We start from the raw sequence: 13,062 nt of genomic DNA on the forward strand, positions 1-13,062 counted from the left end.
GGTAACTGAGGGCAGCAGAATAAACGACCGCTGAAATGCGTTTTTAAATGCTAGCTGGCATTTTATTACAGCTTGCGTAGTAGCTTACCGTGGCCGGCCAATCAGAAAATATACCCATTACACCCACTTGTTTTGCTAAAACATCAACTACAGTCATCATATCGCCATCGTTATTGATTACATCAGCAATAGACTGGTAATAATAACCACCCCCTTCATTTAGCGGCCCTGAGCGCTCAAGGCTCCATGCTATGAGCTTCAAACCTGCCGCTTTTGCGTCAATTGCGTATTGTGAAGGAACAATATTGTTATCGTTATCGATGGTAAGCATCATCCAAATGGGAGGCGCAAGTATTTTAACGTCGTCAGCAACCAGTTCAGCCATGCTTGGTTGCCATGTTGCTGGATTGCTCGGGTCAAAACCAGCTTCACTATCGCGACCATCTAAATAAACACTTTGACCTGCAAATTCAGGGTTGGTGTTAATCCAATATTTAACATCGTCTAAATTAAACGATTGTGGGTATACCTGATTTGCGGGAACATCTAATTGCGTGTATTCATCAAGCATTTTTTGTGCGTATTGTTCTTGGCTCATACCATCAAAAGGCATGCTAACTTGAGGCGACTTAAGCTCTGGGGTCATTTTTACACCCAACTCTTTAAATAACTCAATACTTTGCTTGTGGGTTAATAGCGTTCCTGTTTTTGAGTATAAATCGGTACGCCAATTTGGGGTGCCGTCAAGGTATTCTGCCACTGTGCTGGCTTTAGGGTTCGCACCATCCATTTTTCCTTCAAGGGTTAAAAATTCGCTCAGGCTAATATCGCTTGTACAGCACTTTGCTGAAGCGGGAGTCCCGGTATTTGGATTGGCTGGGGTAAATGGCACACTGCATTTGGCGGCAAGTTCTGGGATAGCTAAAATGTTAGTGGTGGTATGTAAGTCACATTGTGAGTGGCGACACACTAGTTCTTTATCGTTTGTAAACGTTACATCGCACTCTACAATACCTGCGCCCATTCGCGCTGCTGCAATATAAGATTCTTTAGTATGTTCAGGGTATTGCATTGGCGCACCGCGATGCCCAATTGAAAAGTCTGTCGTATAAAATGGGCCATCTTGGCATGATACTAATTGTGTTTTTAACTCGCTTGGCGCCATGTCGTTAATTAAATAATCAGGGCGTGTGCCAAGTTGAACATTGCTACCTTGGGCAACTTCTACAACGACTGGCGTGGGTACTTCTACAATTTCAACTTCAGTGTTTGTTACTAAAACGTCTTTTTCGACTACTTTAACTTCATCGTCACAACCGGTAAGTGCAGCAATTAGAAGGCAACTGGCAGATAAGGTAATACGCTTCATTGTTTATCCTTAAAAAATAAAAGTTGCACTACCTTAGTAACTCTTAATGACAATTAAACGACAGAAAAGTGAACTTATTTTTTCGCCATTATTTGATTAACCACTAACGCTAAAAGCATTATTGCTGCACCAATACTTAGCCTAAAAATATCGGCATCTCTATTCCAAATAACAATATTAACAATAATACCGGCAGGGATGAGTAAGTTATTCATGACCGCCAACGCCCCAACATTGACAAGCGTTGCGCCTTTATTCCATAAAAAATAACCCAAGCCTGAGGCCACTATCCCTAAATAAATTAAAATCCCCCATTGTGTATTTGTGCTTGGCAGCTTACTCGAGTTACCAAATAATGCGTAACATAAGCCTGCAACAATAAGGGCGCCAATAAAAAACCAGCTAAATGCCGCCTTGTCGTCAAGCTGCTTGCCTTGCATTAACCGTTTGTAAGTAACTTGCCCAGTTGCAAAACTTAAATTGGCTCCTTGTACAAGCAACAGCCCTAGCCAAAAGTCATTGTCGAGATTTTCATAACGAATTGCTACTGCACCCAGCACGGCAATTAAGGCAACAATAAAAAATTGCGGATTAAACTGTTTGTTAAGGGTATCGTTTAATAAAGTAATATAGAGCGGCGTCATAACCGTAAAAAGCAATACTTCAGGGACGCTTAAAAACAAAAATGAGTGGTAGTAAAAACTGTACATAACCCCAAGTTGCGCAGCGCCTATCAACATAAGCTTAATTGCGGTAGCGGGAGGAAGGCGTTTGATAAACGGTAAAAATACCAATGTAGCTAGCGCAATACGGATTAATACGCTAAACCATGCATCAACGTGCCCAGCTAAATATACGCCAATTAAACTAAACGAAAATGCCCAAAGTAGGGTCACTGCAAATAAATAGCCCATAACCATCATTGTGTAATAACTAATTGGCTAAGTTTATCTGTTATAAATTAAGGTATAAACAATAAAAGCCCGCAAGCGGGCTTTTATATTAAAAATAATAAGTTAAGTTATTATTCTACTAAACCACGGCGCTTAAGTAGTGCGTCTGTTGTTGGTTTTTGACCTCTAAACTCAATGTAGCTTTGCATTAAGTCACGGCTATTACCTTTTGATAAGATTTCTTTACGGAAGTTGTCGCCGTTTTCACGTGTCAAACCACCGTTGTTTTCCATGTGTGCAAATGCATCGGCTGCAAATACTTCAGTCCAAAGGTAGGCGTAGTAACCTGCAGAGTAACCGCCGGCAAATGTATGGCTAAAGTAGTTTGATTTATAACGCGGTGGTACAGGGTAGTAATCAATACCATGAGCTTTTAGCGCTGCGTTTTCAAACTCTTGAACATCATTGATTTTCTTATCTGAACCAAATGAGTGCCATTCCATATCCAGTAAAGCAGCCGCTAAATATTCAGTCGTACCAAAACCTTGGTTGAATTTTTGCGATGCTAATACTTTATCAAGTAATGCTTGTGGAATTGGCTCACCTGTTTTGTAGTGCTTAGCGTAATTAGCAAGTACGCTAGGCTCAATCATCCAATCTTCATGTGCTTGAGATGGAAACTCAACAAAGTCACGCGCTGTTGCAGTGCCTGCAAGACTTGGGTATTTAACATCTGAGAATAAACCGTGAGCCGCATGACCAAATTCATGGAACATAGTCGACACTTCGTCAAAGGTCATAAGCGTTGGCTCGCCTTCAGCAGGCTTTGGAATATTTTGCGCGTTGTAAATAACAGGTTTAGTGCCTTTTAAGCCGCTTTGGCTTACGTATGCACTCATCCATGCGCCGCCACGCTTGCCTTCACGTGCGTATGGGTCCATGTAAAATAAACCAATTGCACTGCCGTCAGCGTTAAATACTTCATAAACGGTTACATCTTCGTGGTAAACCGGTAAGTCTTGACGTTCTTTGAACGTAATACCGTATAGTTTATTCATCGCAAAGAATAAACCATCGTTAATTACTGAGCTCATTTCAAAGTAAGGTTTAACTAACGCAGGGTCTAGGTCGTATTTTTCAGCACGTACTTTTTCAGCGTAAAATGCCCAATCCCAAGGTTTAAGTTCGAAGTTTTCGCCCGAATCATTAATTACTTTTTGAATAGCAGCGGCTTCAATTTTCGCTTTTTCAACTGCTTTAGGGGCAAGGTCATCTAAAATGCCGTATACATTTTCAGTTGTTTGCGCCATACGCGAGGTCATTACATACGAAGCCCAATCTTTGTAGCCTAAAAGCTCTGCTTTTTGTGCGCGTAAGTTTGTTTCTTCAATGATGATAGGACCATTTGTTTGTGCTGCACGGTTTGCTGACGCAGTAAAAATTTGCTCACGTAACTCGCGGTTTTCAAGGCTTGATAAAATAGGCTGTTGCGTGGTGTTCACAAGCGTGATCATGTAACCTTCTTTGCCTGCTTTTTTAGCTGCAGCTGCTAGACCTGCAATTTCACCTTCAGAAAGGCCTGCAAGTTTAGACTTGTCAGTAACAACAATCACATCTTCTTTAAACGATTTTAAAACGTTTTGCGAAAACGCAGTAGATAAGTTAGCAAGTTGTGCGTTAATTTCGCGCATTTTTGCTTTTTCTTCGTCACTTAATTTAGCACCGGCTTTTACAAACTGCTTGTAGTAAAAGTCAACAAGGCGTTGATCTTCAGCGCTTAGTGTTGCTTGGTTATCGTAGATTGTTTGAACGCGCTCAAATAAAGCGCCGTTTAAATAAATGTCATCAGAGTGAGCCGATAATACTGGCGCCATTTTTTTACTAATGCGCTGGTATTCGTCATCTGAAATTAAGCCCGATAAGTTATAAAATGCCGTTGATACACGGTTCAATAACTCACCAGATAGTTCCATTTCAACTAATGTGTTTTTAAATGTTGCTGGCTCTGGGTTATTAGCAATTGCTTGAATTTGAGCTGTATGCTCTGCAATACCCGCGTCGAAGACAGCTTCGTAATCTTTAGTACCAAATTTATCAAACTCAGGTGCCATGTATTGTAAAGGACTTGGTTTGAATAACACATTGCTTGCGTTTACGTCTTGCACTTGTGCTGCGCTTTCTTTTGCCATTGTTTGTGTTTCTGATTTATTTTCTGAACAGGCAGATAGTAATAATGCACTAGCAATTGTAGTGGCGATTAGGGTTTTACGCATAATAACTCCATAGAAAGATTAGCCGGGATAGGCTTTTCGAGTCGAAAAACCCACTTAACTTACCAAATTTTGATTTATATACAATAAAGTTTATCGAGATTAAGCAGGATTTAAACGCAAATTAGCTAAAAATAGATGTTTAGGTAGGTAAAAGTAGCTTGTGTTGTTTGTTTTTTGGTGGCACAAGTACTGCAAAATAACAAAGTGTAATTTTTAAAGTCAGTTAAATTGCATTGTGGCGTGCTAATGTTAGTTAATTAAAACACATTCACTCTATAATAATATTAAAGACCCCCTGATTGGAAAATAAATGAATTTAGAACAAATAAACGAAATCCTTTCTTTTGTTGTATTTAGTTACAACGATATACAACTGACAGTGGCAAAAATAATTCAGGTGCCGCTTATTTTATTTGCAATGTGGTTTGTGGTGACACACATTGGTAAGTTAATAAAAAGAACTTTACTCGCCAAAAAAATAAGCCAAGATGCTGTTCATTTATTCACGCGTATTTATTTTATTTTAAGTATCGCCATATTAGTTTTTACCTCGCTAGAAGTATTAAATATTCCATTGACGGCTTTTGCATTTGTATCGGGTGCTATTGCAATAGGTGTGGGGTTTGGTGCGCAAAATATAATTAATAACTTTATAAGCGGTTGGATATTAATGTGGGAGCGTCCTATTCGAATAGGTGACTTTTTAGAAGTAGGCAGTGCCAAGGGTGTCGTCGAAACTATTAATACACGTTCAACGCGGATTCGTCGAAATGATGGCGTACATATGTTGATCCCCAACAGCCAATTATTAGAAAACACCGTAACAAACTGGACGTTAATTGATGGGAATGCACGCTCGTCGGTAAGCGTAGGTGTTGCTTATGGATCGGATGTAGTTTTAGTTAAAAAACTCATCCAACAGGTGCTTGATGAGCATAAAGCGATTTTAAAAACACCAAAATCGGCAGTGCTTTTTGACGACTTTGCCGATAGCTCATTAGTTTTTAACGCTGTTTTTTGGGTATGTGCTGAATCTGAAACCATGCTTAGAACCGTGCGCAGTGATATTCGCTTTAGTCTGTACGATGTATTTGAGCAAAATAATGTAGTGATTGCGTTCCCTCAACGAGACATTCACATAGATGGAGAAATAGCCTTAAAACGAACGTGATAAAGCATTGAGGAAAAAACCGCCAAGTGCGGTTTTTCACCTTAGCAAAAACTGTTCCTAAGTTAGGTTTTTTAGTTAAAACGTTAAAACTGCTACTTTATTTGTAGTTTTATTGATAAGGACATATGTCCTTATATTTGGGTTTTTACATCTAAAAAGTAATAAAAAGTCGCTATCTTGTGGTTAAATGTTGCAAAAAAGTTTCAGAAATTGAAAAGTTTTATGCAGTAAATTTATTACACAGTGGTATAATCTCTTACGTTCGTTCAGCCTTATTATTTCGTTTTTGTACTCTCGATAATGAGGTCCGCGCGCATATAGCCAAGTCGCGAAAAATTGTACGAGCCCGCAATGAATACATTGCGCAACACAAAAAACCGTTGAACAAGAGTGCATACAAAAGGTTAAAACCCGACATGAAAGCAATTAAAAAATCTGCAATAGCGACAATCATCAATGCCGCACTATTATCTGCTGCTGGCACTTCTGTTTCTTCATTTGCTGCTGAAGAAGAAACGGCTAAAAAAAATAACCAATTAGAAGTTATTCAAGTTACTGCGCGTAAACGTGTAGAAAATGCTCAAGAGGTTCCTGTAGCTGTATCTGCACTGCAAGGTGATAACCTTGATGCATACAGCTCGGCAGGCATGGATATTCGTTTTATGAACGCAAAAATTCCGAGCTTGTCTATCGAATCTTCATTTGGCCGTTCTTTCCCACGTTTTTACGTACGTGGTTTAGGTAACACAGATTTCGATTTAAATGCGTCTCAACCTGTATCGTTAGTAGTTGATGAAGTTGTTCAAGAAAATGCGATTTTAAAAGGCTTTCCTGTATTTGATGTTGAACGCGTAGAAGTATTACGTGGTCCGCAAGGTACTTTATTTGGCCGTAATACGCCTGCAGGCCTTGTTAAATTTGACTCAGTTAAACCTAGCCAAGAGTTTGACGGTTACGGTGCGGTTTCATACGGTAGCCGTGGCGCTGTAGATACTGAAGGTGCTGTAGGTGGTGCGTTAACAGATCGTTTATCTGCTCGCGTTTCATTATTATGGCAAGATAAAGATGATTACATTGATAACCAAGCACCTGGTTTTGAAGCTAAAGATCAACAGGGCGGTTATACTGAAAAAGCAGCACGTATTCAGTTTTTATACGAAGGCGATGATTTTTCTGCTTTATTAAACTATCACACACGTGATTTAGATGGTTCACCTATCGCGTTCCGTGCAAATGTTATTGAGTCTGGTTCTAACGAATTAGTCGATAACTACGAGCACGATGTTGTATACCAAGATGCCGGTGCTCGTTCTACTCAACAAGTAGAATCTGAGGGTATGAGCCTAAGACTTGAATGGGATCTTGAAAACCACACTGTAACGTCTATCTCTGCATGGGAAAGCGCTGAAATATACTCTCGTGGTGATATTGACGGTGGTTACGGTGCTGTATTCCTTCCTGATTACATGGGGCCTGGCTTTATTCCTTTCCCTTCAGAAAGTGCTGATGGTATTCCTGAGCAAGATCAAATTACTCAAGAGCTTCGTTTATCAAGTAACTTTGATGGCGACTTAAACTATCAAGTAGGTGTTTTTTACTTTGACGAAGAGCTAACAATTGAAAACTTTAGCTATGACACGTTTTCATCACCGGCCGGCGCTTTAAATGGGTATGTTAAACAGCAACAAGATACAACTGCTTGGGCAGTATTTGGCTCTGTTGATTATGTTGTATCTGATGATTTAAAAATAACAGCGGGCCTTCGTTACTCTGATGATGAAAAAGACTTCTCTGCAGATCGTACACTAAGCCCTATTGGCGGTGGTGCTTTATTTATCGAGCAAGATGTTAGCGATAGCCACGTGAGCTGGGATTTATCTGCTAACTACAAAGTAAACGAAGACGTAAACTGGTACAGCCGTGTAGCTAACACATTCCGTGCACCAAGCTTGCAAGGTCGTATTTTGTTTGGTGATGAAGTAACAACCGCTGATTCTGAAACAGTGACTTCATTCGAAACAGGTATTAAATCAGACGTGCTAGACGGACAAGGTCGTGTAAATGCAACTGTGTTCTACTACACAATGAGCGATCAGCAATTGACCGCTGTAGGTGGTGGTGCAAACTTTAACCGCTTAATTAATGCAGACAAAACGACAGGCTACGGTTTTGAGTTAGACACTGAATGGGTATTAAGCGACGAGCTTAATGCAACATTTAACTTAAGCTATAACAAAACTGAGCTTAAAGATAATGACTTAGCGGTAGCTGTGTGTGGCCAATGTACAGTGACAGATCCAACTTTCCAAGTTGCAGGTGCCTTTGGGCCTGAAGATCGTGCGATTTTAGACGGTAACAGCTTACCGCATGCACCAGAGTGGATCTCTAACTTTACGCTTCGTTACACTAAAGAGCTTGAAGATGGTGATTTCTTTGCAAACGGTGATATATCTTACCGCAGCAAAATTAACATGTTCTTATATGAATCGGTAGAGTTTGAAGGCAAGCCTTTAACTGAAGTTGGTCTTCGTGCAGGTTACAGATGGGCAGAAGGTGACTACGAATATGAAGTTGCTGGTTTTGTTCGTAACTTATTTGATGAGCAACAAGCAATAGGCGCTATCGACTTTAACAATAACACGGGTATTGTTAATGAAGAGCGTTATGTTGGTGCTGAATTTAAAGTTAAATTTTTCTAATTAATAGATTAGAAATTTACATTTAAAAGCCTGCCTTGTGCAGGCTTTTTATTTTGTGATCCCTTTTAGAGCTGTTAAAGTAGCGCATAATTGGTTTATTGATAGAGAAATATAATGGCTGGATTTTGGAATTACCGTGTGATTTTTTGTGAAGCAACAAAAGATGAAGCGGCGCAATATCAAATACACGAAGTAGAATATAACCTAAATGGTAAAGTAACTAACTGGTCAGAAACAGGCGCAGCACCGTTTGGTACAACGCTTGATGAATTAAAAGATGACTCGGAGCGCTTAAAAACTGCTTTTGAAAAACCTGTGCTTAAGGTGGTTCGTAAAGCCCGTGGCTATGAGTTAGTTGATATTGAAACCGGTGAAGAAGCTTTTGGTGAGCCGCCGGCGGGTTTAACCCAGTAATAATGAAAAAACAAAAAAGGTGCTCTAGCACCTTTTTTTAGCACTTTAATTTAAGGAGAGATCATGAGCTTACAGGCCGTTTTATTTGATATGGATGGCACGCTAGTCGATTCAGAAGCGATGCATTTTGTATGTTGGAGCACACTGTTAGCGCCATTTGAGGTAAGTTATTTAGAAGATGAATTTTGTCAGCGGTTTTCAGGGCGTTCTACACTAGAAGCGGCAATTGAAATTAAAAGTGAGAATAATTTATCAGTTAGTGCTGAGTTTTTAGCTGCTGAAAAATATCGATTATTTGGTGAATACGTCAAAACGAACTTACCACCGCTTATGCCATATGTAGAACAAACGCTAAAAGCGGTTAAAAATAGTGGCTTAAAAATGGCGCTTGTCACCGGAAGTGCAACAAGCGAAGCTATGCCAATTCTAAAAGGGTTAGGGTTTTATGAGCTGTTTGATACTCTTGTTACTAAAGACGATGTAATTAACCCTAAGCCTGCAGGCGACCCGTATTTACTCGCTTTAAAGCAAATAAACGTAAAGTCAGAAAATGCGATAGCCGTAGAAGATACATTTACAGGCGTAAGCGCCGCAAATAATGCAAGTTTAAGGGTGGTTGCTATTGCTAATAGCCACACTAAAGATCATGACTTTAGCAAAGCGACCTATTGCATGGGTAACCTTGATGAGTTTTGGCAATGGGTGCAATCTCAACTATAGTGTAAGTCACTATTACCTAGCTTGGATGCGCTAATGATTGCTATAAAATGGATGTTATTTATTACGGTTATTTTGTTTAGTTGCCCGGCTTATACTTCTCAGCCTTCTGTATTATTAGCCAAAGTGTATGATGAAGAAAAGCACAATGATATTAGTGCGTATTTAGTCAGCGAAAAATTTGACGGTGTAAGAGCCATATGGACGGGCACACAGTTTGTTACTCGCAAAGGGAATATAATTAATGCACCACATTGGTTTACTGCATCCTTGCCCAATACGTGGTTAGATGGCGAGCTTTGGACTAAACGAGAACACTTTGCTGCATTAAGCGGTATAGTAAGAACTAGAATCCCAAATAACAAAGACTGGCAAGCCGTCACTTACAAGATATTTGATATGCCAGATAAAACCTTAGTTTTTAGCGAGCGTTATAAAAATTATTCCCAACTTGTTACACACATTAATCAGCCCCATATCCAAGCTGTTAAACAGCGTCGATTTAAAAATAACAAACAGCTTTCTGACTATTTTAATAACATAACTGCGCAGGGTGCTGAAGGCGTTATGTTGCACTTAGCTGATGCTAAACACAAAAGTGGACGAAGTGGTGCTTTGTTAAAGTTAAAGCCTTACCTTGATGCTGAGGCGGTTGTCATAGCTCATTTGCCGGGTAAAGGGAAATACACGGGGATGCTTGGTGCGCTGCGCGTTAAGTCAGCCTCTGGGCAGCTATTTTCAATTGGTACAGGATTTAGCGATGCACAACGTCAAAACCCACCGGCCATTGGTAGCACCGTTACCTATCGTTTTCATGGGTTGACTAAAAATGGCCTTCCTCGCTTTGCTAGCTTTTTAAGAGTGCGAGAAAGCATATAGCAATTTAAAAGTGATCTTAAATATGCTAAATTGCGCGGCCTTTTTGGTAACGTGTGGTGGTATATGTTTGTAGGTTTTGATTACGGTAGTTCAAATTGTGCTATGGGTGTAATGAACAATAATAATGTTCAGTTAGTGCCTTTAGAGCAAGGCAAGCATTACTTACCTTCTACACTTTATACTCATCACAGTGCTTTGGTGGTTGATTTTGTTGCTAAGCATTTAAAAGGAACCGCGCATGAACAAGATTTTAAATCTCAGCGCCAAGCCCTTTTAAACTCACTGCCTCGAATTAAATCAGACCTTGATTTACAACCTTCAGATGAGACCTTATTTATTGGTCGTGAAGCAATTAGTGAATACGTTCAATTTCCTGAAGAAGGATACTTTGTTAAGTCACCCAAATCGTTTTTTGGTGCAACCGGTTTAAAGCAAGGCCAAATTAACTTTTTTGAAGACATTGCAACGGCAATGATCTTAAAAATAAAACAACGCGCAGAGCAGTCTTTAGAAAAAGTACTTACTCAAACTGTTATTGGCCGCCCTGTAAACTTTCAGGCGGTAGGCGGTGAACAGTCGAACCAGCAAGCTGTGGGTATTTTAGAGCGAGCTGCAAAACGTGCAGGCTTTAAAGACGTTAATTTTTTATACGAACCGCTAGCAGCAGGTATCGATTACGAAAGTGATTTAACACACGATCAGAAAGTGTTGGTTATAGATATTGGTGGGGGGACCAGTGATTGTTCGTTTGTGCAAATGGGTCCAAGTTTTAGAGGGAATAGTCAGCGCGATAACGACTTTTTAGCCCACAGCGGTAAACGCGTTGGCGGAAACGATTTAGATATTGCATTGAGCTTTCATGGGTTAATGCCCTTATTAGGGCTTGGCAGTACATTTAAGTCGGGATTGCCTTTGCCAAATCAGCCATTTTGGCAGGCATGTAAAATTAACGATGTTAATTTGCAAAGCCAATTTTACAGTGAAAGTCAGGCGCGAGAGCTTAATGCACAGTTGCGGGATGTAAGTGCACCAGATCTTTATAAACGCTTAATTCACTTACAACAAAATAAGCAAGGGCATCAACTTGTTCAACAAGGTGAAGCCGCAAAAATAGCCCTTTCGTCAACACCTGACTTTAACTGTGACTTGCGCTTTTTAGATACTGAACTTAGTAAAAACTTATCTGTTCATGATTTATCGCTAGCTGTAGAGAGTAGTATTAGCCAAATAGTCACTTTGGCAAAACAAGCAATAAACGATGCACAAACAACACCAGACGTTATCTATTTAACGGGGGGCAGTGCGCAGTCTCCACTAATTAAAGCAGCACTTAGCGAGCACTTAGGTGATATTAATATGGTCAATGGTGACCATTTTGGTAGCGTAACTGCTGGCCTGACTAAATGGGCCAGCATGCTTTATAAGTAACTTAAAAGGCTTATAGACTTATTTGTCGGGTTGCGAGGTATTTTTCGTAATCTGGCAAGGTACGCTCAAGCTCGTTTTCCATTAAAGGAGAGCTTAACAGCATATCAGCACTTACCTCGTTACACGCTACAGGAATATTCCACACTGCCGCTAAGCGCAGTAATGCTTTTACATCAGGGTCATGAGGCTGAGAAGCTAAAGGGTCCCAAAAAAATATTAAAACATGAATTTCATGCTCTGCTATTTTGGCGCCCAGTTGTTGGTCGCCACCCATTGGGCCACTTAAAAGCTGAACAACATCAAGCCCTGTACTTTTTTGAATTAAATGCCCCGTTGTACCTGTGCCGTATAAGGTGTGTTTGCTCAGTGTGTTTTTATGTTTGTCGCACCACAGCTTTAGTGCGGCTTTTTTGCCATCGTGAGCAACAAGGGCAATATTCTTTTTTGCAGGGAGAGATTGCGTTTTTTGTTCCATATTAATTCTTTTTATTTGTGCCTAAATGCTCATAGTTAAACCAACTGTTAGCAAAATTTAGGAAAGTTATAATAGTAGATTAATAGCGAGAGCAATAAATATTATTCCCGTTACTCTATCAATCCAAAGTTGACTATTTGGATGCTGCCTAAAAAACTGTGCGATCTTGTCGCCAAAATAAATATACGTGCAGTCTATTGGAAAAGCAAAAATAGGGTATAGCAGGCCAAAAAATGCGAGCTGAAAAGTGGCTGATGATAAGCTCGGGTCTACAAACTGTGGAATAAAAGCAATAAAAAATAAAGCGACCTTAGGGTTAAGTACCTCGGTCATCATGGCTTGAAACATAACATTAGACTTTTTAGCAGTGCTTACGTGTGGCTTATCTTCACTTTGAGTTGGGGTGGCAGTAGTCGTGTTTTTTAGCGTGCTTTTTATCATCATAAAGCCCAAATAACACAAATAAGCTGCACCAGCATATTGAACAGCACTATAGGCAACTGGTGATGCTTTTAAAATAGCACTTAAGCCTATTACTGCAAAAAAGGTATGTACAACCCCACCTAATGCAAAACCAAACGCACTTTGCATACCCGCAGTGCGGCCATTTGCAAATGTTTGTGCCATTAAAAATGCATTCGAGGGGCCTGGGGCAACCGCCATTAAAAAACTAGCAATTAAAAAAGAGAAGAGAAAATCGGGATTAATCATTATTAGAATTGATTGCTAAATATGAGTGAGTTT

At 39.9% G+C, this 13,062-nt stretch carries 11 protein-coding genes; 6 read left to right on the plus strand and 5 right to left on the minus strand.

Features of this window, described 5'->3' with window-relative positions:
• Positions 1-43: 43 nt before the first annotated feature.
• The 3 genes from RF53_RS11810 to RF53_RS11820 all read right to left on the minus strand — a co-directional run bounded on the left by RF53_RS11810 (position 44) and on the right by RF53_RS11820 (position 4,535).
• On the minus strand, positions 44-1,369 hold the full coding sequence (locus RF53_RS11810; protein ID WP_039037782.1) for a glycerophosphodiester phosphodiesterase family protein: 1,326 nt from the start codon (positions 1,367-1,369) through the stop codon (positions 44-46).
• A 74-nt stretch (positions 1,370-1,443) separates the two neighbouring features.
• Positions 1,444-2,283, minus strand: a complete 840-nt coding sequence (locus RF53_RS11815; protein WP_200888050.1) for a DMT family transporter — start codon at positions 2,281-2,283, stop codon at positions 1,444-1,446.
• Between the two features lie 110 nt (positions 2,284-2,393).
• On the minus strand, positions 2,394-4,535 hold the full coding sequence (locus RF53_RS11820; RefSeq protein ID WP_039037784.1) for a M3 family metallopeptidase: 2,142 nt from the start codon (positions 4,533-4,535) through the stop codon (positions 2,394-2,396).
• Between the two features lie 310 nt (positions 4,536-4,845).
• Between RF53_RS11820 and RF53_RS11825 the strand changes: the two genes are divergently transcribed.
• From RF53_RS11825 to yegD, 6 genes are all read left to right on the plus strand, one after another.
• Complete coding sequence (locus RF53_RS11825; protein WP_006791430.1) at positions 4,846-5,706, plus strand: mechanosensitive ion channel family protein; 861 nt, start codon at positions 4,846-4,848, stop codon at positions 5,704-5,706.
• 416 nt (positions 5,707-6,122) lie between these two features.
• Positions 6,123-8,405, plus strand: a complete 2,283-nt coding sequence (locus RF53_RS11830) for a TonB-dependent receptor (RefSeq protein ID WP_033018864.1) — start codon at positions 6,123-6,125, stop codon at positions 8,403-8,405.
• 114 nt (positions 8,406-8,519) lie between these two features.
• Positions 8,520-8,819 carry a hypothetical protein gene (locus tag RF53_RS11835; RefSeq protein WP_006791428.1) on the plus strand — a complete coding sequence of 100 codons (300 nt, stop codon included), beginning with the start codon at positions 8,520-8,522 and terminating at the stop codon, positions 8,817-8,819.
• 63 nt (positions 8,820-8,882) lie between these two features.
• Positions 8,883-9,539: an HAD family hydrolase gene (locus tag RF53_RS11840; protein ID WP_039037785.1), complete on the plus strand. Its 657-nt coding sequence runs from the start codon at positions 8,883-8,885 to the stop codon at positions 9,537-9,539.
• Positions 9,540-9,572: 33 nt separating this feature from the next.
• Positions 9,573-10,415 (plus strand): DNA ligase, encoded by an 843-nt coding sequence (locus RF53_RS11845; protein ID WP_039037786.1) that lies wholly within the window; start codon positions 9,573-9,575, stop codon positions 10,413-10,415.
• A 63-nt stretch (positions 10,416-10,478) separates the two neighbouring features.
• Positions 10,479-11,843 (plus strand): molecular chaperone, encoded by a 1,365-nt coding sequence (gene yegD / locus RF53_RS11850; protein WP_039037787.1) that lies wholly within the window; start codon positions 10,479-10,481, stop codon positions 11,841-11,843.
• Between the two features lie 10 nt (positions 11,844-11,853).
• Here the strand turns inward: yegD and RF53_RS11855 are convergent, their stop codons facing one another.
• Both RF53_RS11855 and RF53_RS11860 read right to left on the minus strand, forming a co-directional pair.
• On the minus strand, positions 11,854-12,318 hold the full coding sequence (locus tag RF53_RS11855) for a methylglyoxal synthase (RefSeq protein ID WP_006791424.1): 465 nt from the start codon (positions 12,316-12,318) through the stop codon (positions 11,854-11,856).
• A gap of 66 nt (positions 12,319-12,384) precedes the next feature.
• A complete protein-coding gene (locus RF53_RS11860; RefSeq protein ID WP_039037788.1) occupies positions 12,385-13,029 on the minus strand; it encodes a LysE family translocator in 645 nt (214 codons plus the stop codon).
• Between the last annotated feature and the right edge of the window lie 33 nt (positions 13,030-13,062).

This window comes from Pseudoalteromonas sp. ECSMB14103, assembly GCF_000813065.1.
GTDB classification, from domain to species: Bacteria; Pseudomonadota; Gammaproteobacteria; order Enterobacterales; family Alteromonadaceae; genus Pseudoalteromonas; species Pseudoalteromonas marina.

Excerpts from the sequence above, each read along its gene's own strand:
- RF53_RS11840 (WP_039037785.1), top strand. The coding sequence starts at position 8,883 with ATGAGCTTACAGGCCGTTTTATTTGATATGGATGGCACGCTAGTCGAT.
- RF53_RS11855 (WP_006791424.1), bottom strand. The coding sequence starts at position 12,318 with ATGGAACAAAAAACGCAATCTCTCCCTGCAAAAAAGAATATTGCCCTT.
- RF53_RS11825 (WP_006791430.1), top strand. The coding sequence starts at position 4,846 with ATGAATTTAGAACAAATAAACGAAATCCTTTCTTTTGTTGTATTTAGT.
- RF53_RS11845 (WP_039037786.1), top strand. The coding sequence starts at position 9,573 with ATGATTGCTATAAAATGGATGTTATTTATTACGGTTATTTTGTTTAGT.
- RF53_RS11835 (WP_006791428.1), top strand. The coding sequence starts at position 8,520 with ATGGCTGGATTTTGGAATTACCGTGTGATTTTTTGTGAAGCAACAAAA.
- RF53_RS11810 (WP_039037782.1), bottom strand. The coding sequence starts at position 1,369 with ATGAAGCGTATTACCTTATCTGCCAGTTGCCTTCTAATTGCTGCACTT.
- RF53_RS11830 (WP_033018864.1), top strand. The coding sequence starts at position 6,123 with ATGAAAGCAATTAAAAAATCTGCAATAGCGACAATCATCAATGCCGCA.
- RF53_RS11815 (WP_200888050.1), bottom strand. The coding sequence starts at position 2,283 with ATGGGCTATTTATTTGCAGTGACCCTACTTTGGGCATTTTCGTTTAGT.
- yegD (WP_039037787.1), top strand. The coding sequence starts at position 10,479 with ATGTTTGTAGGTTTTGATTACGGTAGTTCAAATTGTGCTATGGGTGTA.
- RF53_RS11860 (WP_039037788.1), bottom strand. The coding sequence starts at position 13,029 with ATGATTAATCCCGATTTTCTCTTCTCTTTTTTAATTGCTAGTTTTTTA.
- RF53_RS11820 (WP_039037784.1), bottom strand. The coding sequence starts at position 4,535 with ATGCGTAAAACCCTAATCGCCACTACAATTGCTAGTGCATTATTACTA.